This window comes from Mesorhizobium sp. M0028, assembly GCF_040323855.1.
Classification (GTDB): domain Bacteria; phylum Pseudomonadota; class Alphaproteobacteria; order Rhizobiales; family Rhizobiaceae; genus Mesorhizobium.
Genome location: NZ_JAMYVG010000002.1, coordinates 1 through 17989, shown reverse-complemented (window position 1 = coordinate 17989; position 17989 = coordinate 1). Strand labels below are relative to the sequence as shown.

16 protein-coding genes and 1 tRNA gene are annotated in these 17989 nt (G+C 63.6%); 11 read left to right on the top strand and 6 right to left on the bottom strand.

What is annotated here, in order from left to right; all coding sequences use genetic code 11:
• Positions 1-158 precede the first annotated feature (158 nt).
• Positions 159-1151, bottom strand: a complete 993-nt coding sequence (gene trxA / locus NKJ93_RS05030) for a thioredoxin (protein WP_352587980.1) — start codon at positions 1149-1151, stop codon at positions 159-161.
• Positions 1152-1237: 86 nt separating this feature from the next.
• Positions 1238-1735: a prolyl-tRNA synthetase associated domain-containing protein gene (locus NKJ93_RS05025; RefSeq protein WP_352481098.1), complete on the bottom strand. Its 498-nt coding sequence runs from the start codon at positions 1733-1735 to the stop codon at positions 1238-1240.
• A gap of 231 nt (positions 1736-1966) precedes the next feature.
• On the opposite strand from NKJ93_RS05025, the gene NKJ93_RS05020 reads away from it, so the two are divergent.
• The 3 genes from NKJ93_RS05020 (at position 1967) to NKJ93_RS05010 (ending at position 4213) form a co-directional block, all read left to right on the top strand.
• Positions 1967-2041, top strand: a tRNA-Gly gene (locus NKJ93_RS05020).
• A gap of 278 nt (positions 2042-2319) precedes the next feature.
• On the top strand, positions 2320-2658 hold the full coding sequence (locus NKJ93_RS05015; RefSeq protein ID WP_023720576.1) for a hypothetical protein: 339 nt from the start codon (positions 2320-2322) through the stop codon (positions 2656-2658).
• Between the two features lie 316 nt (positions 2659-2974).
• Positions 2975-4213 carry a M24 family metallopeptidase gene (locus NKJ93_RS05010; RefSeq protein WP_352587977.1) on the top strand — a complete coding sequence of 413 codons (1239 nt, stop codon included), beginning with the start codon at positions 2975-2977 and terminating at the stop codon, positions 4211-4213.
• Positions 4214-4228: 15 nt separating this feature from the next.
• On the opposite strand, the gene NKJ93_RS05005 is transcribed toward NKJ93_RS05010, so the two are convergent.
• Positions 4229-5101, bottom strand: a complete 873-nt coding sequence (locus NKJ93_RS05005; protein WP_023720574.1) for a helix-turn-helix domain-containing protein — start codon at positions 5099-5101, stop codon at positions 4229-4231.
• A 106-nt stretch (positions 5102-5207) separates the two neighbouring features.
• Here NKJ93_RS05005 and NKJ93_RS05000 point away from each other — a divergent pair, with 106 nt between their 5' ends.
• The 6 genes from NKJ93_RS05000 (at position 5208) to NKJ93_RS04975 (ending at position 13862) form a co-directional block, all read left to right on the top strand.
• Positions 5208-6479 (top strand): extracellular solute-binding protein, encoded by a 1272-nt coding sequence (locus NKJ93_RS05000; protein WP_352496003.1) that lies wholly within the window; start codon positions 5208-5210, stop codon positions 6477-6479.
• Positions 6480-6740: 261 nt separating this feature from the next.
• A complete protein-coding gene (locus NKJ93_RS04995) occupies positions 6741-7601 on the top strand; it encodes a carbohydrate ABC transporter permease (protein WP_352587974.1) in 861 nt (286 codons plus the stop codon).
• Positions 7598-8464: a carbohydrate ABC transporter permease gene (locus NKJ93_RS04990; RefSeq protein ID WP_352587971.1), complete on the top strand. Its 867-nt coding sequence runs from the start codon at positions 7598-7600 to the stop codon at positions 8462-8464. Before NKJ93_RS04995 ends, NKJ93_RS04990 begins: the two co-directional genes overlap by 4 nt.
• An 8-nt stretch (positions 8465-8472) precedes the next feature.
• Positions 8473-9570 (top strand): ABC transporter ATP-binding protein, encoded by a 1098-nt coding sequence (locus NKJ93_RS04985; protein WP_023720570.1) that lies wholly within the window; start codon positions 8473-8475, stop codon positions 9568-9570.
• Between the two features lie 56 nt (positions 9571-9626).
• Positions 9627-11660, top strand: a complete 2034-nt coding sequence (locus NKJ93_RS04980) for an aldo/keto reductase (protein ID WP_023720569.1) — start codon at positions 9627-9629, stop codon at positions 11658-11660.
• A gap of 420 nt (positions 11661-12080) precedes the next feature.
• Positions 12081-13862, top strand: coding sequence for an NAD(P)/FAD-dependent oxidoreductase (locus NKJ93_RS04975; RefSeq protein ID WP_023720567.1), 1782 nt, complete (start codon positions 12081-12083; stop codon positions 13860-13862).
• A 168-nt stretch (positions 13863-14030) separates the two neighbouring features.
• On the opposite strand, the gene NKJ93_RS04970 is transcribed toward NKJ93_RS04975, so the two are convergent.
• From NKJ93_RS04970 to NKJ93_RS04960, 3 genes are all read right to left on the bottom strand, one after another.
• Positions 14031-15266: an amidohydrolase/deacetylase family metallohydrolase gene (locus NKJ93_RS04970; RefSeq protein ID WP_023718737.1), complete on the bottom strand. Its 1236-nt coding sequence runs from the start codon at positions 15264-15266 to the stop codon at positions 14031-14033.
• 22 nt (positions 15267-15288) lie between these two features.
• Complete coding sequence (locus NKJ93_RS04965) at positions 15289-15654, bottom strand: RidA family protein (protein WP_023718738.1); 366 nt, start codon at positions 15652-15654, stop codon at positions 15289-15291.
• 341 nt (positions 15655-15995) lie between these two features.
• A complete protein-coding gene (locus tag NKJ93_RS04960) occupies positions 15996-16424 on the bottom strand; it encodes an Lrp/AsnC family transcriptional regulator (protein ID WP_352587968.1) in 429 nt (142 codons plus the stop codon).
• Between the two features lie 123 nt (positions 16425-16547).
• Here NKJ93_RS04960 and NKJ93_RS04955 point away from each other — a divergent pair, with 123 nt between their 5' ends.
• Both NKJ93_RS04955 and NKJ93_RS04950 read left to right on the top strand, forming a co-directional pair.
• Positions 16548-17651, top strand: a complete 1104-nt coding sequence (locus tag NKJ93_RS04955) for a saccharopine dehydrogenase family protein (RefSeq protein WP_352587965.1) — start codon at positions 16548-16550, stop codon at positions 17649-17651.
• 93 nt (positions 17652-17744) lie between these two features.
• Positions 17745-17989, top strand: a 245-nt coding sequence (locus NKJ93_RS04950) for a transposase family protein (RefSeq protein WP_352587962.1), incomplete at its 3' end; no start/stop codon positions are given.

Below are 17989 nucleotides of genomic sequence, written 5' to 3'. Positions count from 1 at the left end.
TCCTCCGATCGCTTCGTCAGGAAGCACACCAAACCCGTCTCCTCCCGGCCGGCACAAGGCGCGACACCGGAAACCCGAAATCGAATGCCGTCCGAAAACCTAATCTGGCGCAGCCGCCGCCGACCGCAAGCCCGCCGGACAAAACAGTCTGCGCCGGCTCAGGAAAACAGCAGCGACGACAGTTTGCGCCGTGCCGACAGCGTTGCCTCGTCGGTCATGCCGCATGCCTCGAAGAGCTGCAGCAACTGGGTTCTGGCGCCATCGTCGTTCCACGAGCGGTCGGCCTTGATGATCGCCAGCAGATTGTCGGCCGCCGCCATGCGATCACCCTTGGCGTTCTGGATCATCGCAAGCTCGAACCGCGCCTGGTGATCCCCGGGATTTTCGGCCAGCCGCCGTTCCAGTTCCGCCGGATTGCCGAGCACTGCTGCTTGCGCGGCGAGCGCCATCTTGGCGCGCAGCGCGGCGAGCTGCGGCGCATCCTTCTTTGCCTCCGGCGCCCGCGCCAGCATCGCATCGGCACCTTCGGTATCGCCGGCCTCGAACAGCAGATCGCCCAAGCCGGCGATCGCCTCGATCGTCTCCGGCGCCTGTTCCAGGATAGCGTCGTAGATGTCGGCCGCGGTCTGCACGTCACCGGCCTCGCGCGCCTCGGCGGCCGCGGCCAGCGCCTCGGCCACTTGCGGTGCGCCACCATCCTTGCCGCCGACCTTCTGGATGAATTGCGTGATCTGGCTCTCGGGAATGGCGCCCATGAAGCCGTCGACCGGCTGGCCGTCCTTGAAGGCAATGACCGCCGGTATCGACTGGATGCCGAGCTGGCCGGCGATCGATGGATGGTCGTCGATGTTCATCTTGACCAGCTTGACCTTGCCGCCGGCGGCTTTCACCGCCTTTTCCAGCAGCGGGGTCAATTGCTTGCAGGGGCCGCACCATGGCGCCCAGAAATCGACCAGCACCGGCTGGCGGCGCGATTCCTGGATGACGTCGGCGGCAAATCCAGCGGTCGTGGTGTCCTTGATGACGTCGGCCGGCACCTCCGCAAGTGCGACCTTCTCACGCGCGGCATCGGTGCCGCCATACTGCACGGTGGTGGCATACTGACCGCCATTGCTGCCAAATGGGCGGCCAAAGGGGTTGCTATCGCTCATCTCGTCGCCCTTTCGGTCGCGCCGCCGGCCAAGGGACAGGCGCAACATCCTTCTTCAGAACCCGGTTTCAGTCACCCATGTGGCGATCATGCCGAGACTTTCAAGATAACAGCATCATGTCCGGTTGCCTCGACGAATTTGACCAGGTCCGTGGCGGCGATGGAAGTCGTCGCCTCATTGGTCAGCGGGTGGGCGTTGACCACAGCATGGCTCATCAGCTCCTCGTCGAGAACGACCTTGACCCTTCGCTCCGTGTCGTTGATCAGCCCGAAAACGGTGACCGCGCCCGGGACGACGCCGAGAAGCACCATCAGCATCTCCGGCCGGCCGAAAGACACGCGGCCCGCGGCGCCGATCAGATGATGGATCTGCTTTAGATCGACCACCGCCTCCTCGCCGACGCTGACCAGGAAGAAATTATCTTTCTTGTCCTTGAGGAACAGGTTCTTGGTGTGGCCGCCGGCGATCTCGCCGCGCAGCACCTGCGAATCGGCGACAGTGAACAGCGGCGGATGCCGCTGTGTCGATACCTCGATCCCGAGTCCGGCAAGAAAGGCGAAAAGGTCGGCTTCGGTCTTCGGCATCGGTCTTTCTTCTGATGGCCCGCTTTCAACGGCTTGTTCGGCCTACGCCGTTTACGGCCAATGATGCGGCCAAGACAAGCCCGTCGCGCAATGCAGGGGTGATTGCCTTGCGACGTGTCGCGGGACGGCTTGTCCGCATTGCCGGCGAAGCAAAAAGCCTGCGAATTCCCTGTTGCAATCGCCGCGCTCTTCAGCCATATAGGCGCGGCTTGCGGCCCGAAAGCCGCGCGAGCGGGTGTAGCTCAGGGGTAGAGCACAACCTTGCCAAGGTTGGGGTCGAGCGTTCGAATCGCTTCACCCGCTCCAGTTTCTCTCAAGGGAAATCAAGCATCGAAAAGCCGCGGTCCGCCGCGGCTTTTTCGCATTTGGGCGGCACAGGACGCACTTGCCAGCAGGCGCTGCGGTCGCGCCAAGTACGCTGCAGATAGAATTCAGGACTTTTGCGTGTCGTCCTCGGACCAAGGTCCGTCTTGCAGAATGCTCTATTTGAACGGAACTTGTTGGACAGCGGGCTCCACTTTGGAAAGTCCTCACGTTTCTCACTGGAACCCATCCTGGCGGGAGGGCCACTCGAAGGAGGAATTATGAAAACGCGCACCTATCTATTCGCAGCGGCGGCCGCTCTCACCCTTGTCGCGTCTCCGGTCCTCGCTGCCCCCGGCGGCAATGGCGGCGGGAACGGCAATGGCGGCAGCCACGGCAACGGCGGAAACTCGGCTGGGGCCGGCTCGCAGGGACACGGAGCCGCCACCTCGGCCGCGGCCAAGGACAAGTCGACGACCGGAGTTGCTCATGCAATGGCGGTCGTTGCCACGACACCGGCCTCACCGCAGGCCACCCTGGCCTTGCAGGCAGCGCTGGATAGGAAGGCCGCGAAAGACGCGGCAAACACTGCCGACGACACCTCTGACGAAACCGAGTAAGCATTCGAAACTGACAACTTGTCGCGTTGAAAGCCGTGGTTCGCCGCGGCTTTTTTTCGTTTCCCCGCCTGGCGTTCGAACTCTCAAGGCCTTTGATGCATGTCGCGCAAAACTGTGCAGCGGTTTTGCGACACCGACATGCATGAAACAAGAACCTGAAGCGCGTCGCATGAGGCCGGTCGAACGCACCGCGCTTTTAGGGTCGGCAGGTCAACAGCGCTTCCAGAAAAAAGCTGCTCCACAGCGGCCCTGAAGCTACGCTGAGGCCAAACGCCGCCGCATCGGCGTCGGATTCGATTGCATGCGAGGAGATCCCGTGACCGGCTTTGTCGACCGAGAACGCGCAACAGACCTGATGCAGCGTGCCAATATCGAGGCATTGGTGCTTTGCGAGCCTGAGGCATTCCAATATGCCACCGGCGCCTGGATCGGCCCGGCCGGCCTGTTCCGCCGGGCCGGCGCCGGTTTCGTGGTCATCCCGAGACGAGACGACCTGCCGATCGGCGTAGTGGTTGCCGATTTCCAGGCTGCCCAGCTCCGGGCGGCGGTGGCGGATGCCGTGGTGCGCACGCATCCGATCTGGATCGAATCCGCGTCGCTTGAGCCGGCGACAGCCGGCCGGCCCGTTGCGCAGCGCATCGAGGCCGGCCTGGTTGGCCGCGCCCCCGGTTTTGCACGTCCAGCGACCTTCGAGCTTGCCCGCTCTGTCCGCGAGCTGAAGACGATGCTCGCCGAATTCGGGCTGGAGCGTGCAACGCTCGGCATCGAGCTGGATTTTGTCTCGGCCAGCGATTTGTCCGCGATGCAGGCGATGTTGCCCGGCACGGCCCTGGTCAACGGCTCGCCGATCCTCGACAGGCTGCTGGCAATCAAATCGCAAAGCGAGATCGACCTTCTGCGGCAGGGCATCGTCCTGTCGGAAACCGGCCTGTCGCGACTGCAGCAGCATGCGGCGACCGGCATGCGTCAGTCGGAGCTGGTCGCGCTCTACCGGCAAGGCGTCGCCGAAGCAGCCGCCGGGTCCTCGCTGCAAATCTCGACGGCGGAATACGTCACACTGGGCGCTCGGCCCAAAAGCGCCGATGTGGCAGCCACCGCCGGCGATCCGCTGAAGGCCGACATGGTCTGCAGCGTGAACGGCTATGCCTCCGACATGTCGAGGAATTTCACCTTCGGGCCGCCGTCGCCCGAACAGGCCGAATTGCATGCGATAGCCGAGCGCGCCTTCGCCGATGGGCTTGCCGCGCTTATGCCCGGAAAGCCGTTCGCCGGCGTGCATCGCGCCGCCAGCGAAAGCCTGGCGCGCCAGGGCCTGCGTTCCTATCGCCGCGGCCATTTCGGCCACAGCGTCGGCCATTCCGTGTTTTCCGAGCAATGGCCGTTCATCTCGGCCGACAGCGATGTCGTGATCGAAGCTGGCATGGTGCTGGCATTCGAGATCCCGCTCTACATCGACGGTCTCGCCAGCTTCAATCTCGAAGACCAGTTCCTGATCACCGCGAACGGGCCGCTGCCGATGAACCGCTTGCCGAGGCGCCTGGGGACTATAGGCTGAATCCAGCCGGTGCCCTTACCTGGCGCCGGCCACGCCCCTGCGGAAATCCGACGGCGACATGCCGGCAAGCTTGCGGAACGATTTGTTGAAGGCGCTGAGCGAGCCGAAGCCCGATTCCATGGCGACGCGCAGTACATTGGCATCCTGATGCATCAGCAGCGCCTGCGCGTAGCTGAGGCGCAGCAGATTCACATATTCGTTGAGCGTCATGCCGGTCGATTTCTTGAAGATGCTCATGGCGTATTTGGGATGGATGTCGGCCGCCGCGGCGATGTCGACGCAATCGATCTCGTAGAGGAAATTCTCGGCGATGAAGTCGCACATGCGCCCGACATTGCGCAGCGATTGCTGATCGAAGGGACTGCCTATCTCCTGTTCGACCGGGGTTTCGGGGGCGAGCCGGTAAGGCTCGAAGCGCACCCGCTCCAGCCGCAGCAAAAGCTCGTTGACGGCATGCTCGGCCTTGACCGGGTCGCCGGAGCGGGCATAGCGGTTCCAGCGCTCGAAATTGTGGTCGTCCGACCGGTCGGTGGCGTCGGTTACCAGCGTCGCGCCCGTCATCAGCCTGTTGCGGACGTCGACCGGCAAATGCAGCCGGAAGAAATGCACCAGCGGCAGATGCGCGCCGGCATAGATGGCATCGTCGGAGGCTTCGTCCATCTGGTGCGGCAGGCCGCCCCAGAACAGACACATGTCGCCAGCAGAGAGCGAAAGCTCGTGCCCGTCCATGCGGTAATGCACGGCCCCGCGCACGATGAAATTCACCTCGACCTGGGCGTGCCAATGCGGCTTGAGCATCACCAGGGGCTGGGTGTGAAACATCTGCAGCAGCAGCGGCAGGCCCTCCACGCTGCTGGCGCCAGGCTGGTAAAACGGCCTTTCCGGCATCTTACTTTCCGCTCATTTCTTATTCCCTTTGTCGCGGACAAGGCTTTCCCGAGGCCTAGTCTAGCCACGCTCGCAAACAGAGAGCAACTGAAATGGGAGGATTTCAATGCGCATAAAATTGACCTGCGCCGCGCTCGCGCTTGCCTTGGGCTCCAGCCCGGCCTTTGCGCAGTCCGGTGAAATCACGATCTGGAGCTGGAATATCGCCGCTTCGTCGCTGAAGGCCACCATAGCGGGCTTCAACAAGCAGTTTCCCGACATCAAGGTCACGGTCGAGGACCTCGGCAACCAGCCGACCTACGACAAGTCGATCGCCGGCTGTGCCGCCGGTGGGGAGGGCCTGCCGGACATCGTGACGATCGAGAACGGCGAAGCGGAAAACTACTGGAGCCAGTTCCCGGATTGCTTCGTCGACCTGCACACGCTCGGCTACACCGCGGAAGACCAGGCAAAATTCCCCGACTTCAAGCGCACCGAGCTCGAGGTGGACGACAAGGCCTATGCGATGCCGTGGGATTCGGGGCCGGTGGCGATGTTCTACCGACGCGACTTCTACGAGAAGGCCGGCGTCGATCCGTCCTCGATCAAGACCTGGGACGATTTCATCGCTGCCGCCAAGAAGATCCAGGCCGCCAATCCCGGCGTGACGATGACCAACGCCGATTTCAACGGCGATTCCGAATTCTTCCGCATGATCTCCAACGAGCAGGGCTGCGCCTACTTCTCCGCCGATGGTCAATCGATCACGGTCAACCAGCCCAAATGCGTCGATGCCATGACCAAGATCAAGGAGATGAAGGACGCCGGCATCATTTCCTCTGCCGACTGGAGCACCAAGATCACCAACAACACCGCCGGCAAGGTCGCCACGCAGATGTATGGCGGCTGGTATGAAGGCACTGTGCGCACCGAATCGCCCGATGGGACAGGCAAATGGGGCGTCTATTTGATGCCGAGCCTGACCGCCGACGGTCCGCGCGCCGCCAATCTCGGCGGCTCCTCGCTCGCCATCACCTCGGTGTCGAAGAACAAGGAAGCCGCCTACGCCTATCTGAAATACACGCTAGGGACGAATGAGGGCCAGATCACCATGCTGAAAGGCTTCGGCCTGGTGCCGTCGCTGATTTCGGCGCTCAACGACCCTTATGTCTCCGAGGGCCTGCCCTATTGGGGTGGCCAAGCCGTGTGGAAGGACATCCTCGGCACCCTGCCCAAGGTCGTCCCCAGCCGCGGTACGCCGTTCCAGAGCGACGCCGAAATCATCATCCGCGCGGTGCAGACCAAATATCTGGCCGGGGGCTATCCCGACGCCAAGGCAGCGCTCGACGATGCCGCAAGCCAGATCGCCGCGGCGACCGGCCTGCCGGTCAAGTCGTGATCTGACACGGAATGATCCCAGAGTCAGTTACCGGGCGCTTGCGCTGCCCCTCACCCTTACCCTCTCCCCGTGAAGAACGGGGAGAGGGGGTCACCAGCGTTGCGGCCCAGCCCCTTCTCCCCGTCACTTACGGGGAGAAGGTGCCGGCAGGCGGATGAGGGGCGGCACCGGCCTTCGAACAAGCCGCCGTTTGCGGCGCCGCATCACCTGAAACATCAACACCGCGCGCCCCAGCAGGCGAAAGAAGAAAGGAGGAGAACGATGCGCTACCAGAACGCCACGGCGTATCGCTTCCTTGCGCCCTATCTGCTGATCTTCTCGATCTTCTGGCTGTGGCCGATCATCGATTCCTTCCTGATCTCGTTCCAGGCGACGCGCACCGTGCCGTGGCGGTTCGCGCCGACCTTCAACTGGGGCCGGCTGATCGGCGATCCGGCCTTCTTCAATGCCTTGAAGAACACATTGCTGATCCTTGTCATCCAGGTGCCGGTGATGATTTCGCTAGCGATTGTGATGGCGGTGCTTTTGAACTCGCCGCTGCTCAAGGCGCGTGGCCTGTTCCGCTTTGCCTTCTTCGCGCCGGTCGTGGTCGGCGAGGTCGCCTATTCGGCGGTTTTCCGGCTGATGTTCAATCTGGACTACGGCATCATCAACAAATTGCTGAACAGCATCGGCCTGCCCAACGTCGACTGGTTTACCAACGTCATCCCGGCGATGGCGGTCATCATCATGGCGGTGACGTGGCGCTGGGCCGGCTACAACGCCATCATCCTGCTCGCCGGCCTGCAGTCCATCCCCGAGGATGTTTACGAGGCGGCGACCCTGGACCGGGTCAGCAAGGTCAAACAGTTCTTCTACATCACGCTGCCGCTGCTCAAGCCGATCATCGTGTTCTGCGCCGTGCTGTCGATCATCGGCACCATGCAGCTGTTCACCGAGCCCTTCCTAATCACCGAGCGCGGCGGGCCGGGCGGCGGCACCGAAACGCTCGGGCTGCTGCTTTATCGCCAGGGCTTCCGGTCGCTCAATTTCGGCTACGCTTCGGCCATCGCCTACACCATGGCCGGACTGGCGATTGCCATTTCGCTGGTGCAGATATGGCTGACGAGGGAACCGAAATGACCTCGCGCTCCCCAATCGGCCATTCCCGGGTCGGCCGTTCCCAGGCCAGATTGGGCCGCAGCATCGCGCTGCATCTGTTCCTGACGCCGCTGGCGCTGGTCTGGCTGTTTCCGCTGTGGATGATGGTGGTCTTTTCCACGATGCCCGACAACGGCATCTTCAGCCCCGACATCGAGCTTTTGCCGCACGGCAATTTCCTCGACAATGTCAGCAATCTGCAGCGCGGCACCAATTTCATCGGTGCCATCGGCATCTCCGTCTCGGTGGCGGTGACCTACACCTTCCTGTCGGTGATGCTGACCTCGATGGCCGGCTGGGCGCTGGCGCGTTACAACTTCTTCGGCAAGGGCATGGTCGTCGCCATCATCTTCGGCACCATCACGCTGCCCTATGCGGTCGTGCTGATCCCGCAATTCATCATGGTGGCGCGCGACTTCAAGCTCGCCAACACCTGGGTGGCGCTGATCGTGCCGCCGCTGTTCAATTCGCTGGGCGTGCTCTTCATGCGGCAGAGCTTTTCGATGATGCCGCACGAGCTGTTCGACGCCGCCAAGGTCGAGGGCGTCAAGGAATGGCGGATATTCCTGTTCGTCGCCCTGCCTCTGGCGCGGCCGATGCTGGCGGCGCTCGCCATCATCCTGTTCCTTGCCTCCTGGAACAATTATCTCTGGCCGCTGCTGATCAATTCCAAGCCGGGCGCAATGACCGCGCCGGTGGCGCTCGGCACATTGATCGGTCTCACCAAGGTGTCCTGGGGCGGCATCATGGCGGGCGCGGTGATGCTGACGGCGCCAATGCTCGTCGTGTTCGTGCTTCTACAGCGCCATTTCGTCGCCGGCATCGCCGCCGGCGCTATCAAGTAAGGATCAGCATGGCGGCAGTCACACTCAAAAACGTCATCAAGCGCTTCGGCGTCTTCGAGATCGTCCACGGCGCCAATATCGATATCGATGACGGCGAATTCGTCGTCTTCGTCGGCCCTTCCGGCTGCGGCAAGTCCACGCTGCTCCGGATGATCGCCGGGCTCGAGGACATCAGCGACGGCGAGATCGCCATTGGCGGCAAGGTGGTGAACGACGTCGAGGCGGCCGATCGCGGCATCGCCATGGTGTTCCAGTCCTACGCGCTCTATCCGCACATGACGGTTGAGCAGAATCTGAGCTTCGGCCTGAGAATGACCGGCAACCCCAAGGCAGATACCGAGCGGCGGGTGAAGCGGGCTTCCGAAATCCTGCGCATCGCCGAGCTGATGAAGCGGCGGCCGCGGCAATTGTCGGGCGGCCAGCGCCAGCGCGTCGCCATCGGCCGCGCCATCGTGCGCGAGCCGCAAGTGTTCCTGTTCGACGAACCGCTCAGCAATCTCGATGCCGAGCTCCGGGTGCAGATGCGCGTCGAGATATCGCGCCTTCACAAGGAGCTTGGCGTTACCATGGTCTATGTGACGCACGACCAGACCGAGGCGATGACGCTGGCCGACAGGATCGTCGTGCTCAACGCCGGTAATATCGAGCAGATCGGCGCGCCGCTCGATCTCTACGACGACCCCGCCAACCGCTTCGTTGCCGGCTTCGTCGGCTCGCCGAAGATGAATTTTCTGGCGGCGAAAGTGGTCGGAACCGACAACAGCGCGGCGATCGTGGAGCTGGTCAACCATCGCGGCGTGCGACTGCGCAAGCCGCTTTCCGATGCCTTGCCTGCGATAGGCGGCGATGTCGTGGTTGGCGTGCGGCCGGAGCATTTCTTCGACGCCGGCCAGGGCGATTGCGACCTTACCCTCAAGGCCGACGTCGCCGAGCACTTGGGATCGGTGAGCTATGTCTATGCCAATTCCGGGACCGGGGGCGGGCGCGAAGAACTGATCATCGAGCGCGAGGCCTCGCGGCATCGCGCCAACGGCGACGACCTGGTGGTGTCGATCAAGGCCGACCGCTCGCTTCTCTTCGACGCCACCGGCGCACGCATTCGCTAACCCATCTTTCTTTTGTCCGATCGCGATTGCTCGCGGCCACCCCACGGAGATTTGACATGACTTCCAAACCAGAAAAAATTCGCTGGGGCATTCTCGGGCCCGGCAACATCGCCAAGGCCTTTGCCGGCGGCGTCGCCCATTCGCGCACCGGCACCTTGGTCGCCTTAGGGGCGCGCAATCCCGGCAAGGCCGGGCTCACCGAGGCTTTCCCCGGCGCCCGCATCCTCGACGGCTACGAGGCTTTGCTTGGCGATCCGGATGTCGACGCGATCTATATTTCGACGCCGCATCCGAGCCATGCCGAATGGGCGATCAAGGCAGCCGAGGCCGGAAAGCATGTGCTTTGCGAAAAGCCGCTTGGCCTGACCGCCTTCGAGGCCGACGCGATGATCCATGCGGCGCGCAAGGCCGGCACCTTTCTCGGCGAAGCCTTCATGTACCGGCTGCATCCGCAGACGGCCAAGCTGGTCGAGCTGATCAGTGCCGGTGCGATCGGCGAGATCAAGATGATCAAATCCAGCTTCGGCTTCGCCATGCCGGGCTTCATGCCGGAGCACCGGCTTTACGCCAAGGATCTTGCCGGCGGCGGCATCCTCGATGTCGGCGGCTATCCCGTGTCGATGGCGCGGCTGATTGCCGGCGCCGCGGCGGGAAAGCCCTTCGCCGAGCCGGACAAAGTGGTGGGTACTGCGCATCTCGGCCAATCCGGTGTCGACGAATGGGCGTCGGCGCTGTTGCATTTTCCGGGCGGCATCGTCGCGGAAGTCTCCTGCAGCATCTCGCTCGCTCAGGACAATGTCTTGCGCATTCTCGGCAGCAAAGGCCGCATCGAGGTGGCGGACTTCTGGTATGCCGGCGGCCAGCAAGGCGGCACCGGCGAAATCCGCATCATCCGTCCGGGTAACACCGAGGTGGTCGAGGTCAAGGAGGACGGCTGGCTTTACGCGTTCGAGGTCGACGCCGCCGGCGAGGCCATTCTCGGCGGGAAGCAGGAGTTCGCCTGGCCCGGCATGGGCTGGGCCGACAGTCTCGGCAATCTGCGCGTGCTCGACAAATGGCGTGCCGCGATCGGGCTCGAATACGACATCGAGAAACCGGCAAAGCGCGTCAACACGATCTCCGGACGGAAGCTGCGCTCCGGCGGGACCGCCATCTCCAAGCGCAGCATTCCGGGCCTGCCGCGGCGGGCCTCGTGCCTGGCGCTCGGCTTCGAGGATTTCCGCACCTTTTCGTCGGGCGCCATCCTGCTCGACGCCTATTTCGAGGCCGGCGGCAATCTGTTCGACACCGCCTTCGTCTACGGTTCCGGCTATACCGAGACCCTGCTTGGCCAATGGCTGAAAAACCGCGGCGTGCGCGAGCAATCCGTGGTCATCGGCAAGGGCGCGCACTCGCCGCTCTGCTATCCCGACGTCATCGGCAAGCAGCTCACCCAGTCGCTCGAGCGGCTGCAGACCGACCATATCGACGTTTATTTCATGCACCGCGACAATCCGGACGTGCCGGTCGACGAATTCGTCGATGCGATGGACCGCGAGGTCAAGGCCGGCCGCATCCGCGGTCCGTTCGGCGGCTCGAACTGGACGATGGAACGCATGGACGAGGCGATTGCCTATGCCGAGCGCACCGGCAAGCAGAAGCCCGGCGCGCTTTCCAACAATTTCTCCTTGGCCGAGATGCTGGAGCCGATCTGGGCAGGCTGTGTCACCTCCTCCAGCGACGCGTGGAAGGCCTGGCTCACCGCCCGGCAGATGCCGAATTTCGCCTGGTCGAGCCAGGGCCGCGGCTTCTTCACCGACCGCGCCGGCCGCGACCGGCGCGACAATGAGGAGTTGGTCCGGGTCTGGTACTCGGACAAGAATTTCGGCCGTCGCGACCGTGCCATCGAGCTCGCCAAGCGGCTGGGCAAAAGCCCGATCCACGTCGCGCTCGCCTACGTCCTGGCGCAGCCCTTCCCGTCCGTCCCGCTGATCGGGCCCCGCTCGCTCGACGAATTGGAAGACAGCCTCCAGGCGCTCGACATCTCACTTTCGCCGGACGATCTTGCATGGCTGGATAGCGGTTCGGATCAGGCCCGCGCGCGGGCCTGACAGCAGGGAGAAAGGTTGCTAGAAGATGCGCTATGCGTGACTCGTGGGTTGGAAACGAGCTGATCAGAGTGCTTCTCGAGAACGACTCAGTGCACTTGGAGTTTGCTGGCGTTACCGTCCAACTCTGGACTTTATTCAAGGTGGCCTACGACGGAGGGCCTGACGTCTGGATAAAACCGGATAACCGTAGCGGCGATTTAAGCTTAATCTGGGCTTTGGTCGGAACGCGACTTGTAGAAGTAGCCTTGGAGGACACGGTTCGGGTCAGATTTGACAACGGCACGGAAATCATGGTCCCACCTGGCAACCGCCGAGGAGCCGTTATAACGGGAGTAGATGGCTACGATCCCTTCTGAATTTTGTACTGGCCCTACCGAATTTTGCGCGGCTTCTGGCACTCTTGGTCGACGAGGAGGATAGATGCTCGACATCTCACCGTCGAAACAGGCGGCCACCTGGCTCGGTTCTTTTGCGCGAGCGCTCGAAGCGGGCGACGTCGAGGCCGCAACCAATCTGTTCGTCGAGGACTGCTACTGGCGCGATCTTTTGACCTTCACCTGGAACATCAAGACGATGGAGGGGGCGGCCGCGATCCGCGACATGCTGGCGGCGACGCTGGCAACCACAAGGCCTGCTCAATGGCAGCTCAGCGGCGAAGCGACTTCGGACGAAGGCACCATCGAAGCCTGGTTTTCTTTCGAGACGTCATCGGCGTGGGGCCAAGGCATCATGCGCCTCAGGGACGGCAAGTGCCGGACGCTGTTCACGGCGATGAGCGATCTCAAGGGGTTTGAAGAGCGCAAAGGCCCGGCGCGGCCGCTGGGCGTCCGCCACAAGGCCGATCCGGAACGCGAAACCTGGCTGGAGGCAAGGCGCCGCGAGGCGCGTGACCTCGGCGTTAGCCAGCAGCCCTATTGCCTGGTCATCGGCGGCGGCCAGGGCGGCATCATGCTGGGGGCGCGGCTCAGGCAATTGGGCGTGCCGGCCATCGTCATCGAGAAGAACGCCCAGGCCGGCGATTCCTGGCGCAAGCGCTATCGCTCGCTCGTGCTGCACGACCCGGTCTGGTACGACCATCTGCCCTACATCCCGTTTCCCGAGAACTGGCCGGTGTTCACGCCCAAGGACAAGATGGGCGACTGGCTGGAGATGTATACGCGCGTCATGGAGCTCAATTACTGGACCTCCACGACATGCGTCAGTGCCTCCTATGACGAGACCGAAAAGGTCTGGACGGTCGAGCTCGACCGCGCCGGCGAGCGCATCACGCTGAAGCCGAAGCACATCGTCTTCGCGACCGGTGCTTATGGCCCGCCCAGGCGCATCGACCTGCCGGGCGCCGAGGTCTTCAACGGCGAAATCCTGCATTCCAGCCAGTATTCCAGCGGCGAGAAATTCCGCGGCAAAAAGGTCGCCGTCATCGGCGCGGCAAGTTCCGGCCATGACGTCGGCGTCGATCTCTGGGAGAGCGGCGCCGAGGTGACGATGGTCCAGCGGTCGCCGACGACGGTGGTCAAGTCGGACACGCTGATGGAGATCGGTTTCGAGATATTTTCGGAAAAGGCGCTGGCCCGCGGCATCACCACTGAGAAGGCCGACATGATCGTCGCCTCGACGCCGTTCGCGCTGCTGCCGCAAGGCCAGCGGGCGCTTTACGACGTCATCAAGGCGCGCGACGCGGCTTTCTACGACCGCTTGCGCGGCACCGGCTTCGCCATCGATTTCGGCGACGACGAGACTGGGCTCCTGATGAAGGCCTACCGCACCGGCTCGGGCTTCTACATCGACGTCGGCGCCTGCGATCTGATCATCGACGGCGAGATCGGCATCCGTAGCGGCGTCGGGATCAAGTCGCTGACGCCGACAGGCATCCTCTTCGACGACGGCACGGAACTGGCGGCCGACGCGATCATCGCCTGCACCGGCTATCTCTCGATGAACGAGACAGTGGCGGCGATCGTTTCGCGCGAAGTCGCCGACAAGGTCGGGCCGTGCTGGGGGATTGGCTCGGGCGTGAAAGGCGACCCGGGTCCGTGGCAAGGCGAGTTGCGCAACATGTGGAAGCCGACAGCGCAGGAAGCGCTGTGGTTCCACGGCGGCAATCTTGCGCTGTCGCGCTTCTATTCAAAATTCGTGGCGCTGCAGATCAAGGCGCGCATGGAAGGCATTCCGACGCCAGTCTATGGAGCGCCGGTGCGATAGGGCTGCCTTTCCCTTCTCCCCTTGTGGGAGAAGGTGGATCGGCGCGTAGCGCCGAGACGGATGAGGGGTGTTGGACGGATCGCCGTGGGTGCCAAGCTGGAGCACCCCTCATCCGTCGCCTTCGGCGACACCTTCTCCCACAAGGGGAGAAGGGGAGCCACATCGCCGTCAATAGTGGCTATGTCCGAAATGCCGGCTCGCCACCTCGACATGCGTGTCGTGCGCATGCGCTTCGAAGCGTTCGGTCTCGCCGAGATCGTCCACCGCCTCGTTCGGCCACCAGGTGCCGCCGACCACGATGCCGGCCGAGACCAGCCTTTGCTCGGCGACCAGCGAGGCGCCGACCGAATCGACAAAGGTGAAGTGGCCTGGACGCAGACGCAGCACCGCGACGTCACCGACCACGCCAATCGCCAGCCTGCCGAGATCTGGCCTGGCGATCGCTTCCGCTGGCCGCTGCGTTGCGGCGCGCAGCACCTCGACCAGTGGCATGCCGAGCGCCAGCAGTTTCGACATGCAGACCAGGATGTCGAAGGCCGGCCCGTCGACGCAGTAGAGATGCACGTCGCTGCTGATCACGTCCGGCGCCAGACCCTCGCTGAGCATCGCTTTGGCCACCTCGAAATCGAACGAGCCCATGCCGTGGCCGATGTCGAAGATGACGCCGCGCTCGCGCGCCAGCCGCATATCCGGCCGCACCGCCCCCGAGGCGAAGACCGGCGCGTTGGGAAACGGCCGGAAGCAGTGGGTGAGGATGTCGCCCTTGCGCAGCCGCGGCAGCACTTCCGAGCGGCCGGGCGGCGGCTCGTCTATATGCGCCATCAGCGGCAGGCCGGCCTTGTCGGCGGCTTCGAGCGCGAGATCGACCGGCGCGATGCCGCTGGTGCCACCGGCATGGCGACCCGAACGGACCTTGACACCGACAACCACGTCCGCGTGCTCGCGCGCCGCCGCCACCGTTTCGCGCGGTTCGCAGAGCCGGAGGTCGCTGCACTCGCCGACCGCCACGGTCTGCGAGAAGCCGAATATGCCGGCAAAGGAAATGTTGACGTAGGCCAGGATGCGGACTTTCGAGCGCTCTATGACGTGGCGGCGAAAGCCGAGGAAATTGCCGGCGCCGGCACTTCCGGCATCGATGAAGGTGGTCGTGCCGCTCTTTGCGGCGAGCCGGTCGGCATCGACGCCGAGCGAGGTGCCGCCCCAATAGACATGGCTGTGCAGGTCGATCAGGCCCGGCGCGACGATGGAGCCCGTGGCGTCGATGACGCGGGCGGCACGCTCGAAGGGGATTTCGGCGTCGATAGCCGCGATACGGCCGTCCACAATCGCCAGATCGCGTTGTGCGTCGAGGCCGGACGCCGGATCGATGAGGCGGCCGCCTTTTATCAGGAGATCGAATTGCATTGCGCCTGTCTCCGCTTTTCCGTCAGGCCGGCCTGTAGGCGACGGCTTCGACCTCGATCTTGATGTCGATCATGAGCCGAGACTCCACCGTCGTGCGTGCCGGCGGGTCTTTCGGGAAATGCCGGGCATAGACGGTGTTGAAGATGCCGAAATCGCGCGCGTCCTCGAGCCAGACCGTGGTCTTGACCACGTCGTCCAGCGTGCAGCCGGCCAGCGCCAGTGCCGCCTTGATGTTCGACAGCACCTGTTCGGTCTGCTCGGCGATGCCGCCCTTGACCACCAGCCCGTCGCTGCCGACCGGCACCTGGCCGGAGACATAGACGAAATCGCCGGCCCTGACCGCCGGCGACAACGGCACATGGGATTTTCCGAAACACTGCTTGGGCAAGGAGGCCTCCTCTGGAAATCTTGCGTGACCGCCCTTATGCCTGCCACCGCGGTTCTCATCCAACATTTTGGAAGCTATATCGCTTTGCTGCGGGAGCGCCAGCTTGGTCACCACGCTCGGTGACCCTTCGCGCCCCCCTCTGTCCTGCCCTCTTTCCCACTACTTGGCATCTCCCCCACTAGGAGGGAGATTGGCCGTCATCACTGATTTCGCCAACCACCGACCTTGCAAAAGGTGCGCTGCCAGCGAAGCTGCCGATCTCCCCCCAAAAGGGGGAGATGCCCGGCAGGGCAGAGGGGGGCGCTGTCCCGCCAGCGTCTTGACCCGCGACACCAGCCCGCTCAGCGATCGATCCGCGTCGACAGGATGATCGACGACGACGTCCGCTCGACCCCGTCCATGGCGCCGATCTGGTCGAGAAGCGTGTCGAGATCCCTGATCGACGGCGCCTCGACGATGACGATCATGTCGAAATTGCCGCTCACCGAATGCAGCGTCCGCACCGGCGGCAGCGCCTGCAGGCTGCGCACCACCTTGTCCGCAAGCTTGGGCGTGACGGTGAGCAGGACATGCGCCCGCACCAGTCCCTGTTCGTAATCCGGCGAAAGCCTGACGCCGTAGCCGGTGATGGTGCCGCGCTGCTCCAGCCGCTCGATCCGGCTCTGCACCGTCGTCCGTGAGACGCCCAGCCGCCGCGCCAGTTCGGCGGTCGAGGCGCGTGCATTGATGCGCAGCAGGGAAAGCAGCGCCTGGTCGGCATCACTAAGCATTTCGACGAACCTTGCCGGCGCATTGATCAAACAGAGACTGCGTTTTGCACAATCCCACGCTTCCTTTCGACAGGCAAGCTGCGATTCTAGCCGTCTATTTAATATTGGTGCGAGGGACCGGTCATGAAGGAAATCATCGTCGTCGGCGCCGGCAAGATCGGCTCGACCATAGCCGAGATGCTGGCATCCACGGGCGACTACCATGTCACCCTGGTCGACCGCTCGGCTGCGCAGCTCGGCGCGGCCGAACTGCCGGCCGGCGTAGAGACGCTGGAACTCGACATCGAGGCCGTCGGCACCCTCGAAGCCGCCCTGGCCGGCAAGTTCGCGGTGCTCAGCGCTGCGCCCTTCCATCTGACCACGCGCATCGCCGAAGCGGCGGCCAGCGCCGGCGTGCACTATCTCGATCTGACAGAGGACGTCGTCAGCACCAGGCGCGTCAAGGAATTGGCGCGCTCCGGCAACAGCGCCTTCATCCCGCAATGCGGGCTGGCGCCGGGCTTCATCTCGATCGTTGCCAACGATCTCGCCAGCCGCTTCGACACGCTGGAAAGCGTGCGCATGCGGGTTGGCGCGCTGCCGCAATACCCGTCGAATGCGCTGAACTACAATCTGACCTGGAGCACCGACGGCGTCATCAACGAATATTGCGAGCCTTGTGAGGCGATCGTCGAAGGCGAGCTGGTCGAAGTGCCGCCGCTGGAAGAGCGTGAAGAATTCTCGCTCGACGGCGTCAGCTACGAGGCATTCAACACCTCGGGCGGGCTGGGCACGCTGGCCGAAACGCTGAAAGGCAAGGTGCGGACGCTGAACTACCGCACCATCCGCTACCCCGGCCACGCCGCGATCATGAAGGCGCTGCTCAACGACCTCGGCCTGCGCCACCGCCGCGACGTGCTGAAGGACATTTTCGAAAGCGCCCTGCCGGCGACGCTGCAGGACGTCGTCATCGTCTTCGTCACCGTCAGCGGCCGCAAGAACGGCCGCCTGCTGCAGGAGACCTACGCCAACAAGATCTACGCCAGGCGTGTCGGCGATACGGTACGCAGCGCCATCCAGATCACCACTGCCTCCGCCATCTGCGCCGTGCTCGACATGCTGGCCGATGGCACCTTGCCGGCAAAGGGCTTCATCAAGCAGGAGGACATCGCGCTCGACGCCTTCCTGGCCAACCGCTTCGGCCGCGCCTACGCGCAGCACGAGATGGTTAGCCGACTGGCGGGTTGAGCTGCGTAATCTCCCCCCTTGAGGGGCAGGGGAATCGCATATGGCGATTTTGGGGTTGAGTTTAGGCTGAGAAAGGATTCTTTGGAGAGGCAGTTGAGCGAAGGAGCGACTGCCATTTCCTGCCTTGAGAGCTACTTTGGCGCGGTGCCTGATCCACGCGCGCCCAACGCCACGCACCGGCTTGGCGACCTGATCGTGATGATGATCGCAGCAAGCCTGTGCGGCGCCAGCAATGCGACGGAATTTGCCCTGTTCGCGCAGGAGCGCAAGCAGGCGCTGTCGCGGCTGATCGACTATGACGCAGCCCCCAGCCACGACACCTTCTCGCGGCTGCTGCG